Consider the following 20957-nt stretch of genomic DNA (forward strand, 5'->3'; position numbering starts at 1 on the left):
TTGGATACCCCCACAACAAACAGGCGCTATGCCCCTTGCCGGGAGCATAGCGCCTGTTTGTTGTCAGCAGCCCGTTTTACGGTCTGCGTGTAGTTCCTTGTAAAATGACCTAAATGGAATTGCAAATACCACATAGTATTTGCACCAAAGTACCGCAGGAAAGTATTCTACAAGGAGAAGAGAGGAGAGGTAGGAAAAATATTGAGAACCCTCTGTGAGTGGAAAAAGATAAAGATCGTAGAAGCGGAGGTGTGCCCGGATCACGTACATATGCTGGTGGAGATACCGCCGAAAGTATCGGTATCGAGCTTCATGGGGTACCTAAAGGGAAAGAGCAGCCTGATGATCTATGAGAAGTACCCGGAGTTGAAGTACAAGTATCGGAACCGGGAGTTCTGGTGCCGTGGGTACTACGTAGGTATCATAGGGCTTTGCCCGCATATGAAATACCCCCGGCGGAGCCGGGGGTATTTCATATGCGGGCTGTTATTTTTTACCGAACTGGTTCCAATATCCCATGATAAAGATGAACAGGACGATGACAGGCAGGATATACGTGACATAGAACCGCACGGCCCGGGGGAAGCGCATGCCTGTCCCTTCGTTGGCCTCGCGGAGGAAGTTTTCCCAGCCCCAGCCTCTTCTGGTGGTGCAGAACAGGACATAGAGCAGGGAACCTAGAGGCAGCAGGTTTTGGGACACCAGGAAATCTTCCAGGCCGGATATATCCATCCCCAGCACCGTAACGCCTGACCAGGCGTTGAAGCCCAGCACGCAGGGCATGGAAAGCAGCAGCACCCCGGCAAAGTTTATCAGCACAGCCTTGTCCCGGGACAGCTTCCAGCGATCCATGGTGAAGGAGATGATGTTCTCAAAAACGGCGATGACAGTGGATAGGGCGGCAAAGGACAAAAACAGGAAGAAGGCCCCGCCCCACAGCCTGCCTAAGGGCATGTGGTTAAAGATATTGGGCAGGGTGACGAAAACCAGGGAAGGCCCTTCCCCGGTGGATACGCCGAAAGCGGAACAGGCGGGGAAGATGATAAGCCCGGCGGTGAAGGCCACGCAGGTGTCTAAAAGGCTGATGCGCAGGGCTTCCCCGGTGAGGCGGTGCTCCTTGCCGATATAGCTGCCAAAGATGGCGATGGATCCCATGCCCAAAGACAGGGTGAAGAAAGCCTGCCCCATAGCGGCGAACACGGTTTCCCCCAGAATCCAGTTGCCCTCTGCGTCATAGACCAGGTTGTGGAAATTGGGCTGGAGATAGAACCGCAGGCCCTCTCCCGCGCCCTCCAGCAGGATGGAGTTGCCGGCCAGCACCACCATCAACGCCAGCAGGCATAACATCATAATTTTGTTTACCCGCTCCACGCCGTTGCGCAGGCCCTGCAGGCAGACGCCCATGCCGATGCATACCACTATCGCCATGTACAGCGTCATGATGACGGGCCGGCCCGTCAAGGCGGAGAACTGCTCTGCCACCCCTTGGGCGTCCAGGCCCGTGAAGCTGCCCTGCAGCATGCGGACAAAATATTGCAGAAGCCATCCGGCAATAACCGTATAAAACATCATCAGCAGGTAGTTCCCGGCAAAGCCGATATAGCTGTACCAGTGCCATTTTGTCCCCTTTGGCTCCAGCTTCTGGAAGGACAAAGCGATGCTCCGCTGGCTGGCCCGGCCTACAGAAAGCTCCATGACCATAACGGGCAGGCCCAGTATAGCCAAAAACACCAGGTACAGCAGGACAAAGGCCCCGCCGCCGTATTTGCCCGTGATATACGGGAACCGCCACACATTTCCCAGACCAATGGCACACCCCGCTGAGATGAGCACAAACCCAAGACGCGAGGAAAACGTTTCTCTTTTTTCCATCCTGACATACCCCTTTACCTTTTTTAGAAGCTGTTCCTGTCGGTACAGGTTCTTAAACTCCATGCTGCAATTAAATTGTAGCATATGAATTGTAGCATATTTCAAGCGCTTTGCCAAGAGGAAAACAGGGCTGGGCAGGGCTTTGGCGCAAAAAAAGCTTGCAATTGGGGGCAAAGTCCTGTACAATAAAGGAGAATATGAATTTGAGCCTTTGATTTGGAGGTGCTACCATGCCGGATGAGTTTTCCAACAATACCATCACCTTCTCCCTGGATCCTGTGCGGGAGGCGGACATGAAGCGCATTTTGCTTACGGTTTATGACGCCCTGAAAGAAAAGGGGTACAATCCCGTCAGCCAAATCGTGGGGTATCTGCTCAGCGAAGATCCCACTTACATCACCACCCACAACAACGCCCGCAGCCTTGTGCGCCGCATTGACCGCGACGAGCTTTTAAAGGCCATGGTGCGCTCGTATCTGGGAGAATGATCAGGGCTGCAGAACATCTGATATCATGTTAACTTTTATTTTGAGAAGGCGGTGATTATTTGAGCCAGCAGAAGCAAGGCTTCCCCACCTATAAGGGCAAGCCCCTGGTGCGCAGCGGCGACACCATTTATTACGGGAGTATGCGGGACAAATATGTGATTAAGATGGACGTGAAGTCCAAGAAAAAGGTGGGGGATCTGGAGGTGGCTGACAAGGTTATAGTACAGCTAATGTACACAGACCCTGAGATCCGCACCCGCAAGCAGATTGTGAAAACCAGCGAAAAGGACGGGCTGTATCTGGCGCTGGACATTGCAGACGCATGGCTTGCCCGCGCCCTGGCGGACTGAACCGCTATGGAACGGGCACAGGCGCAAAGGGAAGCTTAGTATGGCGGTTTGGCCTCGCTTAGCCGGGGCAGGCCGCCGTTTTTCTTTGCAGGTTTCTTTAATGGCGTTTGGGGAAAAAGCTTCCAAAAAAGTGAATACTCTGTGAATTCTTTCCTTTTCCCTTGCAAAACCATTGCAAATATGTTACAATGTAACCGTTTTGTAACTATTGTTTTCTCCTTATGCGGCGCTTGAGGAGTTCAAACAGAAAAACCGCGGGCGGGGCTTCCTGCTCCTCACCCCGCCTTTCATGATTGAGAGGGATCCTTTATGACAGGAATCAAACAAAAAGCAAATATTTTCCAGAAGCTTCTGTGCCTTCTGCTGGCAGCGGCAATGCTTGTTTCCCCGGCCTTTGTCCCAAAGGCCCGGGCCGCAGGTGCTGCCACAGGCATTGGCCTTGCGGAGCATGGCATTAAGGCCCATGCGGAGGGCTGGAAATATCAGTATGGCGGCAAGGGGGAGTATGTGGGCGGCACCCGGGTTTCTGACTGCGCCGGGCTTATTTACGCGTACTTTTCCGATATGGGTATGCGGGATCCGGCGGGCAACTGCACTGGCCACGTGAACCTCAGCAAGTTCCACGGCACCATCAGCGAGTGCCTGCCTAACATCCATGGCCTTTTGCTGACCATGCCGGAGTATAACGCGCCGGAAACCGGGATTTACTCCCACATCGGCATTTATATCGGCGGGGGCATGGCGACAGATAACAGCGATTATACCTATAACATGCGCAGGCTGCCGGTCAATGCCCCCGGGCGGGACTGGAACGCCTGGCACCTGCTGGACAACGGCCTGCTGTATCCCAGCAACGGCTGGTATGAGATGGATCAGAAAATGACCCACTATACAAGTTACCAGTATGACACAGATACGGTGATTGACGGCCTCACCATTAACAGCGAGGGCTACGCGGTAGACGAGGCAGGGGAATACCTGCCTGTGGATGAAACCATGCTGAGCAATGACTTTGTGCCTGCCTCTGTTGTGGCGGATCATCTGGCTACCCTTTACAGCGGCAAAGACAACACCCATGATCTGGTGTACGGCGTGCAGCCCGACCCGGATGACCCCGCCTATAACGGCATTATCACCGGGACAGGGGTAAACCTGCGGGCCGGGCCTACCACCCAGTCTTCTGCTGTGCGGGTGCTGCACAAGGGGGATCTGCTGAAGATAACCGGAGAAGTGGAGGGCATGGAAATCACAAGCGGCGGGAAAACCTCCTCCCTGTGGTATGCTGTTACCACTGCCACCGGAAAGAGCGGCTATGTTTGCAGCCTGTTTGTCTCCAAACGGAATGTTTCCGGCGGAGAGCTGGAGGCCCCTGTCATTGAAAGCGACGGCTATTCTGTTACAATCACCAGCAAAGACGAGGACGCCGACATCTATTACACCACTGACGGCACAGAGCCTACAGAGGACAGCACCCCTTACGTGGGGCCGGTCTATATGACAGGCTGCACCTATAAGGCTGTTGCCATAAAGGACGGGGCCGCAAGCCCTGCGGCCGTATCCACAGTGCTTTCCAACGGTACGGTTTTCACAGATTTCACCTATGCCGACTGGTATGCCGGGAACATCGACCAGGCTGTGACCTACGGGCTTTTCAAGGGCGTGGGGGAGAACAAATTTGAGCCGAACAGCAGGGTGCAGCGGGGGCAGTTTGTGCTGGTGCTGGCAAACCTTGCCGGGGTGAATTTGGATGCCTACAGCGGTGTTACCTCCTTTGCCGATGTAAGCCCCAGCGCATATTATGCTAAGGCTGTGCAGTGGGCCAGCGAGACAGGTATTACCAATGGGGACGGCACTGGGTTCCGCCCCACAGATTCTATCAGCCGACAGGAAATGTGCGTGTTGATTTACCGCTTCCTGGGCCTGCGGCCTGTGGACATATACGCCTCCTTTGCAGATGATGGAAAGATAGCCTCCTGGGCAAAAGACGCGGTTTATACCTGCCGGGGGGCCGGCATTATCAACGGCGTGGGGGATAACCAGTTTGACCCCTTAGGCACTGCCACCCGCGCCCAGGCCTGCGTGGTTGCGGTGAACTGCTATAACCAGTAAAGGGCATATGCTCCGGGTTTTAATAGAGATTTTTACATACAGAAAGGACGGGCGCTTTATGCGCCCGTCCTTTTGTGCTGTTTCAGGAATATCTAAGAACCTGTATTCACAGGAAAGCATAAAACACGAAAGTTTCGTCAACCTATTCAAAGGTTGCAGGGTTCTTAGGGACAGAGTCCCTAAGCCGCCAGAGGCATTGCGGCCTTAGCTTTCAAAGAATTTCTGGTGGATAGCCTCCACAGCCCGGTCGCTGTCGGATTTGTGAACCAGTACGGAAATCTTGATTTCGCTGGTGGAAATCATCTGAATGTTCACGCTGCGGCTGAAAAGGGCCTCGAACATTTCCGCCGCCACGCCGGGATGGCTTTCCATGCCCGCGCCCACAATGGACACCTTGGATACGTTGTCGTCCGCCACAATGCTGGAAGCGCCCCAGCGCTCGGTGTAGTCCTGCAGGAGGGTGAGGGTGTCCTCCATTTTGTTTTTCTCCACAGTAAAGCTGATGTCCTTGGTGCCGTTTCTGCCGATGGACTGCAGGATAATGTCTACATTTACGCCTTTTGAAGCCAGCTTGGAGAAGATTTTAAAGGCTAGGCCCGGCTTATCCGGCACGCCGATAATGGAGATGCGGGCAATGTTGTCATCCTTTGCCACACCGCTGATGAGCATTTTTTCCACGTTGCTTTCCTCCTTCACGATGGTGCCCCGGCTGCGTGTCAGGCTGGAAAGCACCTCAAGCTCAATATTGTATTTCTTCGCCATTTCCACAGAACGGTTGTGGAGCACCTGTGCCCCCAGGGTGGCAAGCTCCAGCATTTCGTCGTAGGAGATGCTGGGAAGCTTTACGGCGCCGGGAATTTTCCGGGGGTCAGCGGTATACACGCCGTCCACGTCTGTGAAAATCTGGCACAGGTCGGCGTGCATGGTGGCCGCAATAGCCACAGCGCTGGTGTCAGAGCCGCCCCGGCCCAGGGTGGTCATGTCCCCATAGCGGTTTATGCCCTGGAAGCCTGTCACCACCACAATGCGCCGCTTGTCGATTTCCTTCTTGATGCGGGCGGCGTCCACCTTCTTAATGCGGGCGTTGCCGTAATCGGAGGTGGTGTCGAACCCTGCCTGCCAGCCCAGAAGGGACACCACTGGGTATCCCATGCGCTCGATAGCCATGGCTAAAAGGGAAGCGGAAATCTGTTCCCCGGCGGAAAGGAGCATATCCATCTCCCGCTTGGAGGGCTTCTCGTTTATCTCCGCCGCCTTCTCGATGAAATCGTCGGTGGTGTCCCCCTGGGCAGAGACTACCACCACCACATCGTTGCCCTCTTTGTAGGCTGAGGTTACGATGTCCGCCACGTTGTTGATGCGTTCGGCGTCCCGGACGGAGGTGCCGCCGAACTTCTGCACGATGAGTGACATAGTCACACGCTCCTTCTTTCCTTATTGGGCTGCCGCCCAAACCTGCTTTAAGAAACTTTTTGAAAAAAGTTTCTTAAAAAACTTCAAAAACTTTTACGGCTCCGTCTGCAAATTCCCGGAGGAAGCGATGGGGTAATCCGGAACAGACTGCAAGTCCCCTGAAGAGGCTGTATAGTATTCATCCGGCAGCATCTCCAGGTTGCCGTCTGTTGCTGTTGGCGGGTTGAACCATGCGTCTGTATTGGTGGATTCGTATAAATCTGCCACCTGCTGCCGCAGCGCTGCTATAGCTTCCATCACGTCTTCCTCGCCCAGGGCGTGAACCCGGTCAAGGCACTGCTTTGGAGTGGTGTCCTCCTCCCATACGAAGGCCTTTTCATAATAGGGCTTTAGCTGTTCAAACAGCTCCCGGCAGGCCGCTTCCTCCGGGTGGGCGATATTGATCTGCGCCAGCATAGAGTAAGTCCCCATCAGCGTGGCAAGCTTGTTTTTTCCCGGTATTTCCCTGGTGTCATCCAGCATTTTATCTATGTTGCTCATGCCGGCCTGTTCATGCCACGCTTCCCAGTCAGCCTGGGTTTGGGGCAGCTTGTTAAAGTCCGGGGGAAAATAAGATGCTGTTTTCATATAGCTGCTGGTCCAAGCTTCTTCCCGTTGCTGCCTATCCAGGGCCTGCTTGCCCACAATGATGCCTGCTATCAGGCCTATGCAGGCCAGTACAATCACCCAGGGGAGCCATTTCTTCTTTTTTGTGTTTTCAGTTTTTTCCATTTCGTACCTCCTTTTGGCGTTTTTCGGATTCTGCTGTATCCTTCCGCCTAAACGGGAGCAGGCGCTTCCCGCGTCTTGGATGCAACGTTACGCTGCCTATTCAATGACAATTTTTGCTCCTTCCTTGGCGGCGCTGAGGATTTCCACCCGCCAGCCCTGGATGCCTTTATCCTCCAGGTGTTTTTTGCAGCTTTCCCCGAAGGCCGCGGCCTCCTGGGAATCCACCATGGCGATGATGGTAGGCCCGGCGCCGCTGACATAGGTGCCCAGGGAGCCTAATTCGTAGCTCATGCGGAACACGTTGTCGTAATTTTCAATAAGCCCGGAGCGGTAGGGCTGGTGGAGCCGATCCTGCACCGCCACTCTCAGGTTATGCAGTTCGCCGGAGAAAAGGGAGGCCGTCATCAGGCCGGAGCGGGAAAGGTTATACACCGCGTCCTCCCGGCTGTATTCCCTGGGCAGGGCGGCCCGGGCCTTTTCCGTTTTCAGCTCGAAGGGGGGGATCATCACCGCAAAGCGGATTTTGTCGGAAACGGGCACGCTTACGCTGTACACCCGCTCCCCTTCCATGGCAGAGGCCACCAGGCCGCCGGAAAGGGCAGGGCTGGTGTTGTCCGGGTGGCCTTCGATTTTAGCGGCCAGGTGGATTAAGTCGTTGTGGGACATGGGGTTGCCCATAAAGCGGTTGGCCCCTAAAATCCCGGCCACAATGCAGGCAGAGCTGCTGCCCAGGCCCCGGGCCAGGGGGATGTTGTTTTCCTGGATGATTTTCAGCCCCGGCAGCTTTTTGCCGCAAATTTCATACAGGTGCTTTGCTGCCCAGAAAATCAGGTTGGTGTCGTCGGTGGGCACCCTTACCCCGTCGGTGCAGGTGATGGAAAGCTCGTCAGATTCCTCCATCCACATCCGGTTCTGCATGGTCAGGGCAATGCCCAGGGAGTCGAAGCCTGCGCCCAGGTTGGCGCTGGTGGCGGGTACGTCAATGCGGATCACAAGAAGCCCTCCTTTTTTAATATGCAGAAAGTACAATGCGGCCCAGGAGGGACACGCCCTTTTGAGACAGGGCTTCTGCCTTCTGGTCAAAGTCCCGCTGGCTGAGGGCCTGCACTGTAAACCCGGCCTCGCCCTCGGCTTCCCCTTTGCGGATCAGGCGCTTAATATCCCCGAAAGCAGCCTCGGCGCAGGCAAAGGCGGCGTCGGACGTGCCCGGCCCCTGAATGTGGACAAAGAAATTCTGCCGCAGCTCCTCATAAGGCTCTACATAGCCGGGCTTTGCGTCCTCCCAGTACAGGTATTTGCGGGCCTTCATGTGCTTCACGCAGTCGATAACGTCTGCTACCACGGCGCTGGCAGTGGGGAGCTTGCCGGCCCCTTTGCCGTAAAACACCACGTCGCCTGTGGCGTCTCCCCGCACCAGGATGCCGTTAAACACATCGTCCACCCCGGAAAGCTGGCTTTCCCGGCTGATAAACATGGGGGCCACCTGGATGTGGATTCTGCCGTTTTCCAGGGCTTTCACTTCCCCAATCAGCTTGATAACCCCGCCCCAGGCCTCGGCATAGGCCACGTCCTCCAGGGTGACCTGGGAGATGCCCTCTGTATGTACCTGCTCCGGGTATACGTGGGAGCCAAAGGAAAGGGAAGCGAGAATGCAGATTTTCCGGCAGGCGTCTGCCCCTTCAATGTCGGCGGAGGGATCCCGCTCCGCGTAGCCCAGCTCTTGGGCCATGCGCAGGGCGTCTGCAAAGGCCATGCGCTCCCGGATCATTTTCGTCAGGATGAAGTTTGTGGTGCCGTTTAAAATGCCCGCGATTTCCGTTACCTCGTTTGCCGCCAGGCACTGGCTGATGGGCCGGATAATAGGGATGCCCCCGCCAACGCTTGCCTCAAACAGGAAGTTGAGGTTTTTCTCCTGGGCCAGCGCCAGCAGTTCCGCACCCTTTGCGGCCACCAGCTCTTTATTGGAGGTCACCACGCTTTTGCCATTTTCCAGGCAGGCCTTTACATAGGAGAAGGCTGGCTCCAGGCCACCCATCACCTCCACCACAATGCTTACCTCCGGATCTGCCAGGATGGCGCTGAAATCCTTTGTGAAAAGCTGGGAATAGGGCAGGCCGGGAAATTCCCGCAAATCCAGGATGTGCTTGAGTTCCACAGCCTCCTTGGCCCGGCGGGCAATGCTCTCCTCGTGGGTGCGCAGCACCTCCACTACGCCTGAACCTACCACGCCGTGCCCTAGTACCGCTATTTTCGCCATGTTGTTTCCCTTCCCTTTTCTATGTATTAGACGCGGCAGCCGCCCTTTTGGTAAGTGCTTTTTGAAAAAAAGCGGCTGCCGCTGAAAAAATGTTGCTTTTTATTGATCCAGCATACTGTCCAGGCGCACCACGCCTTCCACCTGCTTGAGGTTTTCCAGCAGCCGGGGGACAGCGCGATCCATCTGATCCGTATAAGCGGAGACGGAAACGAAAGCCCGCCCCTTTACCGGGATGTTCTGGTTCACTGTGAGAATATTGGCCCCTGACTCGTAAAACACCGTGAGAAAGCGCACCAGCACCCCAGGGCGGTCGCTTAAAAGGGCCTGCACTGTCAGGATGCCTGTGGCGCCCTGCCGGGTGTAGGGGAACACTGCGTCACGGTATTTATAATATACGCTGCGGGAAATGCCCGCCATGCGTACCGCCTCAGAGGTGCTGCCTGCCTTGCCGCTTTTCAGAAGGTCGTTTGCCTGCACCACCTTCTGGTATATTTCGGGCAGGGCTTTTTCTTCCACTACGAGATAAGAATCCTTTTCCATTGTTCACCTATAAAATACGATTGTCTTTTGTACATGAACAGTTTACCATAGCCAGAGAAAAATTGCAACCATTGTGTAAGCAAAAAAACTGCCGAAAGGCGCTGTGCCCTCCGGCAGTTTTTTGTTGTATTTTACGTGCCCTGGCTTTACGCGGCAGGCACGTTCGGCTCAAAGTCTGGAATAGAGGTGACCGGTGGCGGCTCGGGCGGGCTGGGCGGCTCCGAGGGGATAGGAGGCTCTGAGGGGAAGGACACAAAGGGATCGGAAGAAACAGGAGGCTCCGTATCGCTGCTGAAGGGAGGCTCTAAGCCGCTGCTGGACTCTCCGCCGCTGCTTTCTCCCGGCGAGGGGGAAACAGAAGGATCTGCCGAAGGAGATGTGCTGGGGCTGGCAGAGGGGGAGGCGCTTGGCCCGGCCGAGGGGGAAGCCGACGGCGAGGGAGAAGCCGCTTTGCCTGCAATGTGGTCAGAGCCGCCGTTGCAGGTGCGGGGGATGTTGTCTGGGGAATAATATCCCAGGGCTGTGTCGTAACAGCTTCCTCCGGCAATCAGCCCGCTGCTGCGGCAGAAGGTGCGCTGCACCACGTTTTCGCTGAGGACATACTGTTTGCCGGACCAGTCGTAATTGTCCAGCAGGTGCTGGATGACCGCCCGCCACAGCACCTTGGTGGTGGTGTCGTCCTCTAGCTGCACGCTGTATTCATAGCCGTTCCACACGCCTGCCACGCAGAAGGGGGTGCCGCCTACAAAGTACAGATCCTTAAAGCTGTCGGTGGTGCCGGTTTTGCCGAAAATATCTGTGGGCAGGCCGGAAAGGTAGTCGTAGGCTGTGCCGATGGAGGCATTGTAAATAGGCTCGTGGAGGAGCTTGTTCATAACAGTGGCGTTCTCCGGGGTCATCACCTGCTCGCCGGGGTTGTCCCGGTTATCCAGAATTACGTTGCCGTCATGATCTTTCACATAATAATACGTCATGGGCTTGCGGTATACGCCGCCGTTTGCGAACATGCAGAAGGCGGACGTCATGTCCCGCACGGTGACGCCATAGGTCTGGCCGCCGATAGCGCAAGCCACGCTGTTGCGGTCTTCCTCCACCAGGGTGGAGAAGTGCAGCTTGTCCACCAGCCATTCATAGCCCGCCTGGGGGGTGATGTCATAGGCAAGCCAGGCTGCCGGGGCGTTCTGGGACATGGCAATGGCCCTGTCCACGCACATATATTTCTGGTAGGTTTCGCTGAAGTTCTGGGGCCAGCCCCGGTTCCCGCTGCTGAACTCCGGGATGGGCTGATCCTTCAGCACGCTGCCATAGGTGATGGCCCCGCTTTCAATGCCCATGGCATAGGGCCACACTGCCTTGATGGCAGAGCCGGACTGCCGGGCGCTCTGGGTGGCGTTATTGAACAGGAGCAGGCCGTTTCTGGCCTCCCGGGCGCCGATAACCGCCATGACCTTGCCGGTGTAGGGATCCATCATAAAGAAGCCAAGCTGTACGGCAGGGTCGGCGGGGAGCATGTCTGTGTTTGTCAGGAACAGGTGCTCCATGTCCTGCTGCAGCTTCAAGTCCATGGCGCAGTGGATTTCCAGGCCAGAGTTATACATCATGCTCACAGCGTTTTCCCGGCTGTAGCCGTATTTCTCCATCAGGTCTGCCACCACATCTTCAAACATGACGTCAATATACCAGTTCCATTTCATCTGATCCTGGCTGGCCTCGTGTTCTTCGCTGGTGTCTGCCTGCTGGCCCCCGTCAAAGGTCATGGTTTCCAGCTCGGCTATAGCCTGATCATACTCGGCCTGGGTAATTTTCACCAGGCGGGGATCGGTAATTTCCCCCTTTTGCGAAAGCTCCAGCATACGGTCCAGCACGTCAACGCAGCGCTTTTTGGAGTCCTCCGGGAATATCTGGGGATTATACTGCCAGGGATACTGGGTGATGCCCGCTATCAGGGCGCACTCCGCCAGGGAGCAGTCCCCAATGGTTTTGCCGAAATAGGACAGGGCGGCGGCCTCCACGCCCTGGTTGGTTCCGCCATAGTTTACCAGGTTCAGATAGGCCTCCAGGATTTCTTCCTTAGTATACAGGTCGTCCTCCATGTTGAGGGCTGTGAAGATTTCCTTCACCTTCCGCAGGATGCTCACCTGCTTTTCGCCTGTGATGTTTTTAATAAGCTGCTGGGTCAGGGTGGAGCCGCCGCGGCCCGCGCCGCCGCCCACGCCCATCAGGCCCGCCACAGCGCCCAGGGTGCCCCGCCAGTCCACGCCCTTGTGCTCGTAGAAGCGGTGATCCTCAATGCATATCTGGGCGGTCTGCATAATGGGGGGGATATCCTTTAAAGGCATCCACACGCGGTTTTCATCCCGGTGCAACTCCTGATATTCATATTCTGTGCCGTCATCGTTTTGCAGGTAGATGTGGCTGGAATATTTCAGCGCCATGGCGGAGATGTTGGGAGGCTCCACGTCCTTGAAGCTGAGAATAAAGGAGGCCACAGACAGGAACACCAGAAGCCCTGTGATGAAGGCCACCCAGAAGATAGTTTTAATGGTTTTCCACACCATGCCGCCCATGGTGCGCACAGTGGCCCCGGCAGTTTGGGAAAACTCCCCCTCCACCCGCTGGGAGGGCGCTGGGACGATAGGGGTATTGTATTTGTTCAGGTCTTGGTTTTTTCGCACGATGTACCTCCTTTATGCCCCGGTATAAGGAAAGGGAAAACAGCCCATACTACATATAAGAATTTTTCCAGAACCGAGGTGACAAGTGATGGATGAAAGGCAGCTTAAAAACTATAAAAGATATACCCTTGTGCTGCTTCTGGTAACGACAGGCGCATTAGTAGTGTGCGCCGCCGCCTTTTCATTTAAACGGGCTGCCCAGGGGCAAAACGTGAAGCCCCAGGCAGTGGTTACAGAACATTATACCCCAAAGCAGGCGGCAAGTCAAGAAACCCCTGCCCCGGAAAAAGCCGCCGCGGCAGAGGAGGGCGCTCCCCGCATCCAGGAATACCATGTGGGCATCTATAAAGGCCGGGTGGGCGTGTTCCAGGCAGGGAAGGGAACCCCTGTCCTGCTAAGCGAAACCCTGGCCCACCGTCTGCCCCAGGGGGACATCGACCTGCTGCAAAAGGGCATTCCTGCCGACAGCCTGGCAGAGGCCCGGGCCATTTTGGAGGATTACGAATAGGCCAGGGCCACGCGGAAAGCGCAGGAGGGGGCATGCAAAAGCATGCCCCCTTACTTATGTGGCGGAGGAAACCCGCCCTGTTTTGGCGTCCAGGGTTACCACAGTGCCGCTTTTCAGGATGCGTGCGGCGTGCTCTGCCCCGGTGATGACAGGCTTATCCATGGCAAGGCCCGCGATGGCGGCATGGGTGTTCAGCCCCGGCTGCTCGGTGATGATGCCGGAGGCCCGGCGGAGGTATTCCACCATGGCATTGTCTGTGTAGGGAGCCACGATGATATCCCCGTCCCGGAAAGTGGTTTTCAGCTCGTCAAGGTTTTTGCACACGCACAGGCGGGCGGAAACAGATTTTTCCGTAATGCCGGCACCGGTTAAAAGCACGTGGCCCACCATGTGTACCTTCATCATGTTGGTGGTGCCGGACACCCCTAAGGGCACCCCGGCGGTTATCACCACCAAGTCGCCCCCCTGCACCATGCCTGTGTGCTCGGCAGCGTCTACGGCGTGGTCGAAAAGGGCGTCGGTATCGCTTTCCTCCTCAATCAGCAGGGGATATACGCCCCAGGAAAGGCTGAGCTGCCGGTAGACGTTTTCCTCGGTGGTGCAGCCGATAATGGGGTAGAGGGGGCGGAATTTGGAGAGCTGGCGGGCGGTGATGCCGGACTTGGTGACTGTGATGATGGCGCTGGCCCCCAGATCGTGGGCCGTGGTGCAGGTGGCGTGGGAGATGGCGTTGGTCACGTCAAAGGCCACGTCGCTGTTGTCCCGGGAGTTGAAGCGTTTGATATAGTTGATGCTCTGCTCCGCCTTCTCCGCAATGCGCACCATGGTTTCCAGGGCCTCCACCGGGTATTTGCCTGCGGCCGTCTCGCCGGAAAGCATAATGCAGCTTGTGCCGTCGTAGATGGCGTTTGCCACATCGGTGGCTTCGGCCCGGGTGGGGCGGGGGTTTTTCATCATGGAGTCCAGCATCTGGGTGGCAGTGACCACCTGCTTGCCTGCCAGATAGGATTTCTGAATTAACTGCTTTTGCAGCACAGGCACGTCCTCGAAGGGGATTTCCACCCCCATGTCTCCCCGGGCCACCATGATGCCGTCTGCCACCCGGAGGATTTCGTCGATATTCTCCACGCCCTCCATGTTTTCGATTTTGGCGATGATGTTGACGGTGTGGCAGTTATATTCCTTTAAAATCCGGCGGATTTCCAGGATGTCCGCCGCGCAGCGCACAAAGGAGGCGGCGATGAAATCGAAGCCGTTCTGGATGCCGAAAATAATATCTGCCCGGTCCCGGGGGCTGATGAAAGGCATGGTGAGGCGGGTGCCCGGCACATTAATGCCCTTATTGTTGGAAACGCGGCCGCCGTTTACTACCGTACACATAATGTCCGTCTCCGACACATGCTCCGCCCGCAGTTCAATGAGGCCGTCGTCAATAAGCACCCTGGCCCCTGGCTGCAAATCCTTGGGCAGATCCTGGTAGGTAATGGACACCACCTTGCTGTCGCCGGGAGTGTCCCGGGTGGTGAGGGTGAAATTGTCTCCGGCCTGCAGCTCCACCGGGCCGTTCTCAAAGGTTTTCACCCGGATTTCCGGCCCCTTGGTGTCCAGGATGGTGGCAATGGGCAGGCCCAGTTCTTCCCGCAGGCGGGTGACCGCCTCCAGCTTGTGGGCCGCGTCCTCATGGGTGCAGTGGGAGAAGTTAAACCGGGCGGCGTTCATGCCGCCCAGCATCAGCCGGCGCAAGATGCCTTCGTCCTCTGTGGCGGGGCCTAAAGTGCAAATGATTTTTGTTTTTCTGAGCATAATATACCTGCCTTTCCGGTGAAAATAGGGTTTTCTCTGGGATTTTCCAGAGGCGAAAAATCGGTTTTTCCGTTTTTGATTTTAGAAAAATGGCTCTGGAAAGCCATTTTTTGGCGGCTTAGGAGGGCGGTTTTGCAAATTTTGCATTTTTGATTTTGGTGTTTTTGAAATTATACAGATAGTATAATAGCGGCTATTTTATGCATATAGAAAAACTATACGCTTTTAGTTTCAGGCTTCCTCCAGCCCTGGCTAGTGCCTGCACGCCGCAAAAAAGAGCGCCCGCGGTATACGGGGAAGCCCTGGGACATGTGCCCCTTTTCTGGTTCTATTTTACTATATCCTGCCGGCTTTCGCAAGATGCCTCATATGTTTTGCGCGCCCTCGCGCGGCAGGGGTGCCGGAGCGCGCAAAAAAGAAGGATCCGGCGCCTGCAAAGGCACTGGATCCTTCTTGCCTGCCTGGAAAGGCAGCTTACCCCCGGACGCTTTCTTCCCGGAATTCCTCCCGGTCCCGGAAGATGAGGGCCATGCACCACAAAGCGCAGACAGCCACCAGCGTGTAAATCACCCGGGCCAGTATGGTGGCCTGACCGCCGCACAGCCAGGCTACCAGGTCGAAACGGAAAATACCTACCAGGCCCCAGTTCACGCCTCCCACTACCGTGAGGATCAAAGCGATTCGGTCCATCATGTTCATGGTCGTTCCCCCTCTTGCTTTTTGCAGCGCCTTTTTACAGGCGCCGGCTTTTGCAAGCCGGCCCTTTGTTTCCGCCTTAGAAAACAAAAAGGCTCGCTTAGCTGGCACACCTGGCGTTTTTGCATCTTTTCAGGTGTGCTGACCATAGTATTGCCCTCTGAAAAGCCGTCCATGCAAAAGAGGGGGTTGTCATATTTTTGAAAACGGCGCAGAACAAACGCCTTTCAAAATGGAGGCACACCGATTTCCCCAGCAGGGCGGCCTTGCCGCCGAATCAAAGGAGCTGATTTTTGGATAAAACCGGGGGCTGGAGAAAAAAAGGGCTGTTATTTTAGAGGGAAATGCGGTATACTATTAAGGTATAAGGGGCATGACCCGAAGCGGCAGGGCGCCCGGAGAAAGGATGGCGTTTTTATGGACGTGATAAAAAACATTGGCAGGGCAGTGGGCTATGCGGCTGCGGCCCTGGGGCATAAGCACAAGAAAACCGCGGTGCTCAACCGCATCCGCACAGTTATCCGCTGCGAGGAGCGGGCGGCCCAGAAGGAATATCTGGCCTTAGGCCGGTATTACTATCATGCCCTGCGGGACAAGGAAAATCTGGTGACAGAGCCTCACTGCGCCCAACTGGATGAAATTGAGGCCCGGCTGGAAAAGGCCCTGGAACTGATGCAGGCCTGTGCGGATGAAAGCTTTGCGGGGCTGGAGGGGGACGCCTGTCCCTGCGGCGAGGACTGCGAGGAAATCACCCTGGAGGATGTGGCCTGCTATGATGAGGATCCCGGCCTGGAACTGGAGGTGCCGGCAGAAGAGGAAAAGAATGAACCGGAGGAGAGCGCTGGCCTGCCCTTTGAGGGCTGAAAGGCCCTGGGAGGGAATTTAGGGAATGTCAACTGAAATTTTAAAGGATATCATCTGCCCCCAGTGCGGGGAGGCCCAGAAATACCGGCTGTTTGCCAGCATCAATGCCCAGGAAAATCCCGAGCTGAAGCAGCAGGCGCTGGAGGAAACTGTTTTTGACTGGCGGTGCCAGCGGTGCAATTATTTTGCCGCCATGGCTTACCCCTTCCTGTATATGGATCCCCAGGCCCGCTATGTAATCTGCGTGACCCCCGGGGGCGGCGGGCAGGCGGCAGAGCCTACTGAAGCAGTGGAGGATTTCGTGAAGCGCCGGGTGAAAAACCTGGCGGAACTGAAGGAGAAAATCCTCATATTTGACAGCGGCCTGGATGACGTGGCGGTTGAGGTGGTGAAAAACGCCCTGTGTACCATCATCAAGAACAAGTATACCGCCAACCGTGTACATGCCTATTTCAGCCGGGTGCAGGAGGGGAACATGGAGTTTGCCATCTTTGTCCCCGGCCAGCCGGAGCCGGCGTACCACTCCACCCGCATGGAGGTGTACCAGCAGTCCCAGGAGGTGCTTCGCACCCTGGACTTCCTGGATCCCCCTGGCTTTGCCACCATTGACGCCCGCTTGGCAAGAGGGATTATCGAGCAGTATCAGGCCACGTGAGCCAAACCTTTTCACGAAAAAATCCCGGAAACCGCAAAAGGTTTCCGGGATTTTTCTATGCAGTCAAAAATCAGTCGAGAATCATCAGATCCCGCATGTACTTGATGGTGTACTTCACACCCTTCTCGCCCTTTTCGCCGCGCCAGGTGGGGCTGTGAGGCTCGATGGCAAGGTAGCCGTCATACCCGTACTTATAGAGGATGGCAAAGAAGGCCCGCCAGTTGATAACGTCGATGCCGGCAGGGGGGTTGTCATACCAGTCGTTGTCCACATGGCTGGTGGCGGAGGCAAGCTCGTCCTTCAGCTCCGGGAACTTCTCCACCAGGGCGCGCTTTGCCCACATGTCAGGCTCTTGGGACTCGCCCCGCTGGATAACGCCTTTGATGTGGCAATACTTGAAGTGCTTGCCCCACTCCAGGCCCTCGGTGAGGTAAGCGCCGTTCTGGCCGCCGTGTACAAAGCTGTGGGAGGGATCGTACTTGATGCCCAGGCCCGGCACCTCGCTGAGAATCAGCTTCCACTGCTCAGGGGTGCGGATATAGTTATCGCCCATAATGCAGTTGACAATGGCGCACTCCATGCCCTTTTCCTTGGCATAGGCCACAATGTCGTTTAAGACTTTAATGGCGCAGGTGATATTTTGATAATAGGAAATCTCCTTCACATAGGCGCAGGAGCACAGGTAATACTTGGCGCCCAGATATGCGCCGAAGTCGATAACAGACTTGACAGCCTCCCACTCTTCCGGGATAACCTGGCCCTTCTCGTCCAGGATGCGGCTGGCCCAGCGGCCCACCGCGCCCACCTCTACCCCGGTGCGCTGGCTGGCAGCCTTTAAATCGGCCTTCACAGCGTGAAGCTCCTCTACAGGCCTGCCGAAAAAGGCGGTGGGGTTGCAGTCAAATTCCACGAAGTCCAGGCCCAGCTCTTTGGCGTGGTCAAAGCTTTGGACTTCGGGTTGGGAGATGATACCGAGTTTCATAAAACTTTCCTCCAAAAGAATATTTGAATAAAAGCCCTAATACATCACAGTGACTTTGTGTATTACAGCTTTGCTTCCAAAGTGACGGAACGGGTGGCAAATCCTAGTTTTTCATAAAAATGCAAGGCATCTGAATTAAAAGGCCATACCATCAGGGTGATGCGCCCGGCGCCTTTTTCCCCTGCCGCTCGTCTTACAGACTCTATCAGCGCCCTGCCCACCCCGGCTCTGCGGTATTCCTCTGCCACATACAGATCGCCGATATGGGCAGCCTTTACGGGATGGAGGAAAGGCGCGGCGGGCGGTTCTTTTATGGTGGCCATGCAGATGCCGGCGGGCCTGTCCCCAACCTCGGCGATGAGGGCGATTTCATTAGGAGAGGCCAGCAGCTTTTCAAAATCCGCCTGAGTAAAGAGATGCCCGCAGGGGGCAAACAAATCAGGACGGGCCTGCTGGTGCATGGCGTGCAGGGCACCATCGAACCTATCGAAAGCGGGATAATCTGCCAGAACCATGGAGCGGATGGTAAACAGAACCATCGGAGACACCTCCTTTCTATGCAGCCCCAAAAACGGCCTGCTGCTTTAATGTTTAGATGATCGTAACACAAATTACCCATGCTTGCAATAGAAATTGGGAAATTGGAGAAAGAAGTGAAAAAAGAATGGAGGATTTTGATAGTTTTTTTGCCTGGGAGGGAAGGGGAGAAGGTGGGCTGCGTAAATTTTTATGGGGCTGCTGGACTATATTTCTGAATTGGAATAAAAAACCTGCGCCCAGGGCATATTATAATACAATAGATTTTTGCAAAGGAGGCGTTCTTGTGGTATACGTTTGCGAAGCCTGCGGCTACCGGTACGATCCCGCCCTGGGCGATCCGGATAACGGCATTGCCCCTGGCACCAAGTTTGAGGACATCCCTGAGGATTGGGTTTGCCCCCTGTGCGGCCTGGGAAAGGATCAGTTCGTGGAAGAGTAAAGCAAAAAGCGGCACAGCGCAAAGCTGTGCCGCTTTTTTGCCCTGCAGGCGCTTACCCCGCCTTCTCCAAATCCCGCCGCAGCCGGGTGATAATCCGCTTTTCCAGCCGGGAGATGTAAGACTGGGAGATGCCCAGCTCGTCTGCCACTTCCTTCTGGGTGTGCTCTTTTTTAGAGGCAAGCCCGAAGCGCAGCTCCATAATGGTCTTTTCCCGGGGCGGCAGGCGGCTGACTGCGCTGAGGAGCAGTTCCTTTTCCGCTTCCTGCTCCACGCCCCGGTTCACCGCGTCCGGGTCGCTGCCCAGCAGGTCGGAAAGCAGCAGCTCGTTCCCGTCCCAGTCCACGTTTAAGGGATCGTCGATGGAAATTTCGTTGCGCAGTTGAGAGCTTTTCCGCAGGTACATGAGGATTTCATTTTCAATGCACCGGGAGGCATAAGTGGCCAGCTTGATGTTTTTCTCCACCCGGAAGGTGTTCACTGCCTTAATAAGCCCGATGGTGCCGATGGAGATGAGATCCTCCACCCCGGCGCCAGGGCTTTCAAACTTTTTGGCAATATACACCACCAACCGCAGGTTGTGGGTGATAAGCGGCTCCCTGGCGCCGGGCACGCCTTTTTGCACCTCTTCCAGCACCTGGGCCTCCTGGGCCTTGGTGAGGGGAGGGGGCAGGGTGTCCGGGCCGTTTATGTAGTGGCAGTCCAAGGGGAAAAGCCGCCGCCAGATACGGGCGGCATGGAAGCGCATAATGGAGAACAGCGTATGGAACATGGGAAAAACCTCCGTTTCTATAGGGAAAATCGTATGCCCTGCCTCATTCGGGAAAGAGATCCGGGTTGAACAGGGCGGAAAACTGCCCGGCTGAAAGAGGGCTGCGGCATACGGCCAGATAACAGGGCAGCTTTTGCCCGGTGCCCTTGATGGAAACGCAGTCCGGGCGGAAGGCAGGCAGCAGGCCAGAGCCTCCTACGCTGGAAAAGGGCACCAGGCGCATGTGGTGGGCGGCGGCCTCTGGGCAGGGGCTGGTTAGGAAGTCCTGCACAGGCTGGGGCACAGCAGCTTTCAGCGCTTTCTCTTCGCAGATGATGACAGGCAGGCCGGAGAAAGGCTCCCGCAGGGCGTTGCCTGTGTCCGCCTTGGCGGCAAGCTCTACAGCCGCGCCCTGGTGGCAAACCCGCAGGGTACACAGCCGCAAGGCGGAGGCGTCCCGGGGAAAAAGCCGCTGGATGGCCCAGAAAAGGCCATAGGCCAGGCAGGTGAAGAAAAAGAGCAGGGGCAGGGAGATATCCAGATAAAGGGCGCTGCCCAGCACAGCCATGTTCCGAGGGGCCAGGAACCGGATGAGAAAAAGGAAAAAACCTGCCAGTAAAAAAGAGCACAGCCACATGCACAGCCAGGCCCGGGCCAGCCTCCGCCAGGGTAGGGGCCAGAAAGCGCCCCATACAGCGACCAAGGCCCCTGCGCCCCCGGCGGGTAATGCTGCCCAGGCAGGCAGGGGGACAAGGCTTATAAGGCCGCACAAGGCCCCGAAAAGGCCTCCCAGCACCAGCCGCCCCCCCTTGGCTTCCAGGTGCAGGAAAGCCCGGACACACCACAGCAGGAAAAAGTCTATGTACAGGTTTACAATGATGAATACGTCTGCGTATACTACCAATGGCATCCCCCCAGTCCATATATGATTATAAGCCTGGCGGGAGGCTTGATTCTGTCGCATTGTGGACAGGGGCGGAAAAAAGGCTGTGCAGGAAACAGAAAGTGAAAAAGTGCTACATGACATTTTTCTGAAAAGGCAATATTTGTCCAAAGAAATTATATTATAAAAAAACTGTAGTTTATACAGAGGGGATAAACCTGTCAGGCTTCGACGGCAATGTGCGACATGTGTTTACAAAATTTGAGCATACATGATATTGTGGCTATGCAAAATATCACCATCGAATATTGTAGTTTTTTGCATGTCTGAATTTGTAGAAAAATTTGTTTTCCCTGAAAAAGGA

General features: G+C 55.8%; 20 protein-coding genes and 1 pseudogene. 8 read left to right on the forward strand and 13 right to left on the reverse strand.

What is annotated here, in order from left to right; translation table 11 throughout:
* Nucleotides 1-111: 111 nt before the first annotated feature.
* Nucleotides 112-429 (forward strand): annotated as a pseudogene (gene tnpA, locus D1841_RS04590) (IS200/IS605 family transposase); the annotation flags it as partial.
* Between the two features lie 57 nt (nt 430-486).
* Here the strand turns inward: tnpA and D1841_RS04595 are convergent.
* Nucleotides 487-1872 carry a sodium-dependent transporter gene (locus tag D1841_RS04595; protein ID WP_160641486.1) on the reverse strand — a complete coding sequence of 462 codons (1386 nt, stop codon included), beginning with the start codon at nt 1870-1872 and terminating at the stop codon, nt 487-489.
* Between the two features lie 230 nt (nt 1873-2102).
* Between D1841_RS04595 and D1841_RS04600 the strand changes: the two genes are divergently transcribed.
* The 3 genes from D1841_RS04600 to D1841_RS04610 all read left to right on the forward strand — a co-directional run bounded on the left by D1841_RS04600 (nt 2103) and on the right by D1841_RS04610 (nt 4819).
* On the forward strand, nt 2103-2360 hold the full coding sequence (locus D1841_RS04600) for an IreB family regulatory phosphoprotein (RefSeq protein WP_160641487.1): 258 nt from the start codon (nt 2103-2105) through the stop codon (nt 2358-2360).
* A 59-nt stretch (nt 2361-2419) separates the two neighbouring features.
* A complete protein-coding gene (locus D1841_RS04605) occupies nt 2420-2710 on the forward strand; it encodes a hypothetical protein (protein ID WP_160641488.1) in 291 nt (96 codons plus the stop codon).
* A 309-nt stretch (nt 2711-3019) separates the two neighbouring features.
* Nucleotides 3020-4819 carry an S-layer homology domain-containing protein gene (locus D1841_RS04610; RefSeq protein WP_160641489.1) on the forward strand — a complete coding sequence of 600 codons (1800 nt, stop codon included), beginning with the start codon at nt 3020-3022 and terminating at the stop codon, nt 4817-4819.
* 204 nt (nt 4820-5023) lie between these two features.
* On the opposite strand, the gene D1841_RS04615 is transcribed toward D1841_RS04610, so the two are convergent.
* From D1841_RS04615 to D1841_RS04640, 6 genes are all read right to left on the reverse strand, one after another.
* The gene (locus D1841_RS04615; RefSeq protein WP_160641490.1) at nt 5024-6232 is read right to left on the reverse strand and encodes an aspartate kinase; all 1209 of its coding nucleotides are present in this window, start codon (nt 6230-6232) and stop codon (nt 5024-5026) included.
* A gap of 93 nt (nt 6233-6325) precedes the next feature.
* Nucleotides 6326-7003 carry a hypothetical protein gene (locus tag D1841_RS04620; protein ID WP_160641491.1) on the reverse strand — a complete coding sequence of 226 codons (678 nt, stop codon included), beginning with the start codon at nt 7001-7003 and terminating at the stop codon, nt 6326-6328.
* Between the two features lie 96 nt (nt 7004-7099).
* Entirely contained in the window at nt 7100-7996 is an 897-nt protein-coding gene (gene thrB / locus D1841_RS04625; protein WP_160641492.1) for a homoserine kinase, read from the reverse strand.
* Nucleotides 7997-8012: 16 nt separating this feature from the next.
* Nucleotides 8013-9260, reverse strand: a complete 1248-nt coding sequence (locus tag D1841_RS04630) for a homoserine dehydrogenase (RefSeq protein WP_160641493.1) — start codon at nt 9258-9260, stop codon at nt 8013-8015.
* A gap of 99 nt (nt 9261-9359) precedes the next feature.
* A complete protein-coding gene (locus D1841_RS04635) occupies nt 9360-9800 on the reverse strand; it encodes an ACT domain-containing protein (RefSeq protein ID WP_160641494.1) in 441 nt (146 codons plus the stop codon).
* Nucleotides 9801-9946: 146 nt separating this feature from the next.
* Complete coding sequence (locus D1841_RS04640) at nt 9947-12475, reverse strand: transglycosylase domain-containing protein (protein ID WP_160641495.1); 2529 nt, start codon at nt 12473-12475, stop codon at nt 9947-9949.
* Between the two features lie 88 nt (nt 12476-12563).
* On the opposite strand from D1841_RS04640, the gene D1841_RS04645 reads away from it, so the two are divergent.
* Nucleotides 12564-12983: a hypothetical protein gene (locus tag D1841_RS04645; protein ID WP_166554231.1), complete on the forward strand. Its 420-nt coding sequence runs from the start codon at nt 12564-12566 to the stop codon at nt 12981-12983.
* A gap of 54 nt (nt 12984-13037) precedes the next feature.
* Here the strand turns inward: D1841_RS04645 and pyk are convergent, their stop codons facing one another.
* Both pyk and D1841_RS04655 read right to left on the reverse strand, forming a co-directional pair.
* Entirely contained in the window at nt 13038-14786 is a 1749-nt protein-coding gene (gene pyk / locus D1841_RS04650) for a pyruvate kinase (protein WP_201751172.1), read from the reverse strand.
* A gap of 474 nt (nt 14787-15260) precedes the next feature.
* Nucleotides 15261-15485, reverse strand: coding sequence for a DUF378 domain-containing protein (locus tag D1841_RS04655; RefSeq protein WP_334464276.1), 225 nt, complete (start codon nt 15483-15485; stop codon nt 15261-15263).
* 414 nt (nt 15486-15899) lie between these two features.
* Between D1841_RS04655 and D1841_RS04660 the strand changes: the two genes are divergently transcribed.
* Both D1841_RS04660 and D1841_RS04665 read left to right on the forward strand, forming a co-directional pair.
* Nucleotides 15900-16346 (forward strand): hypothetical protein, encoded by a 447-nt coding sequence (locus D1841_RS04660; RefSeq protein ID WP_160641497.1) that lies wholly within the window; start codon nt 15900-15902, stop codon nt 16344-16346.
* A gap of 25 nt (nt 16347-16371) precedes the next feature.
* The gene (locus tag D1841_RS04665; protein WP_160641498.1) at nt 16372-17001 is read left to right on the forward strand and encodes a CpXC domain-containing protein; all 630 of its coding nucleotides are present in this window, start codon (nt 16372-16374) and stop codon (nt 16999-17001) included.
* Nucleotides 17002-17071: 70 nt separating this feature from the next.
* Here D1841_RS04665 and D1841_RS04670 read toward each other — a convergent pair whose 3' ends face one another.
* Together D1841_RS04670 and D1841_RS04675 are read right to left on the reverse strand one after the other, a co-directional pair.
* A complete protein-coding gene (locus D1841_RS04670) occupies nt 17072-17983 on the reverse strand; it encodes a sugar phosphate isomerase/epimerase (protein WP_160641499.1) in 912 nt (303 codons plus the stop codon).
* A 62-nt stretch (nt 17984-18045) separates the two neighbouring features.
* Entirely contained in the window at nt 18046-18522 is a 477-nt protein-coding gene (locus tag D1841_RS04675) for a GNAT family N-acetyltransferase (protein WP_160641500.1), read from the reverse strand.
* A 284-nt stretch (nt 18523-18806) separates the two neighbouring features.
* On the opposite strand from D1841_RS04675, the gene rd reads away from it, so the two are divergent.
* Nucleotides 18807-18962 carry a rubredoxin gene (gene rd, locus D1841_RS18965; protein WP_334464272.1) on the forward strand — a complete coding sequence of 52 codons (156 nt, stop codon included), beginning with the start codon at nt 18807-18809 and terminating at the stop codon, nt 18960-18962.
* 52 nt (nt 18963-19014) lie between these two features.
* Here rd and sigE read toward each other — a convergent pair whose 3' ends face one another.
* Nucleotides 19015-19707, reverse strand: coding sequence for an RNA polymerase sporulation sigma factor SigE (gene sigE / locus D1841_RS04685; protein WP_160641521.1), 693 nt, complete (start codon nt 19705-19707; stop codon nt 19015-19017).
* A gap of 67 nt (nt 19708-19774) precedes the next feature.
* A complete protein-coding gene (locus D1841_RS04690; RefSeq protein WP_160641502.1) occupies nt 19775-20614 on the reverse strand; it encodes a sigma-E processing peptidase SpoIIGA in 840 nt (279 codons plus the stop codon).
* Between the last annotated feature and the right edge of the window lie 343 nt (nt 20615-20957).

The organism is Neglectibacter sp. X4, from assembly GCF_009917365.1.
Lineage (GTDB): Bacteria > Bacillota > Clostridia > Oscillospirales > Acutalibacteraceae > Acutalibacter.

Excerpts from the sequence above, each read along its gene's own strand:
- D1841_RS04595 (WP_160641486.1), bottom strand. The coding sequence starts at position 1,872 with ATGGAAAAAAGAGAAACGTTTTCCTCGCGTCTTGGGTTTGTGCTCATC.
- D1841_RS04600 (WP_160641487.1), top strand. The coding sequence starts at position 2,103 with ATGCCGGATGAGTTTTCCAACAATACCATCACCTTCTCCCTGGATCCT.
- D1841_RS04610 (WP_160641489.1), top strand. The coding sequence starts at position 3,020 with ATGACAGGAATCAAACAAAAAGCAAATATTTTCCAGAAGCTTCTGTGC.
- D1841_RS04615 (WP_160641490.1), bottom strand. The coding sequence starts at position 6,232 with ATGTCACTCATCGTGCAGAAGTTCGGCGGCACCTCCGTCCGGGACGCC.
- D1841_RS04620 (WP_160641491.1), bottom strand. The coding sequence starts at position 7,003 with ATGGAAAAAACTGAAAACACAAAAAAGAAGAAATGGCTCCCCTGGGTG.
- D1841_RS04630 (WP_160641493.1), bottom strand. The coding sequence starts at position 9,260 with ATGGCGAAAATAGCGGTACTAGGGCACGGCGTGGTAGGTTCAGGCGTA.
- D1841_RS04635 (WP_160641494.1), bottom strand. The coding sequence starts at position 9,800 with ATGGAAAAGGATTCTTATCTCGTAGTGGAAGAAAAAGCCCTGCCCGAA.
- D1841_RS04645 (WP_166554231.1), top strand. The coding sequence starts at position 12,564 with ATGGATGAAAGGCAGCTTAAAAACTATAAAAGATATACCCTTGTGCTG.
- pyk (WP_201751172.1), bottom strand. The coding sequence starts at position 14,786 with ATGCTCAGAAAAACAAAAATCATTTGCACTTTAGGCCCCGCCACAGAG.
- D1841_RS04655 (WP_334464276.1), bottom strand. The coding sequence starts at position 15,485 with ATGAACATGATGGACCGAATCGCTTTGATCCTCACGGTAGTGGGAGGC.
- D1841_RS04660 (WP_160641497.1), top strand. The coding sequence starts at position 15,900 with ATGGACGTGATAAAAAACATTGGCAGGGCAGTGGGCTATGCGGCTGCG.
- D1841_RS04665 (WP_160641498.1), top strand. The coding sequence starts at position 16,372 with ATGTCAACTGAAATTTTAAAGGATATCATCTGCCCCCAGTGCGGGGAG.
- D1841_RS04670 (WP_160641499.1), bottom strand. The coding sequence starts at position 17,983 with ATGAAACTCGGTATCATCTCCCAACCCGAAGTCCAAAGCTTTGACCAC.
- D1841_RS04675 (WP_160641500.1), bottom strand. The coding sequence starts at position 18,522 with ATGGTTCTGTTTACCATCCGCTCCATGGTTCTGGCAGATTATCCCGCT.
- sigE (WP_160641521.1), bottom strand. The coding sequence starts at position 19,707 with ATGCGCTTCCATGCCGCCCGTATCTGGCGGCGGCTTTTCCCCTTGGAC.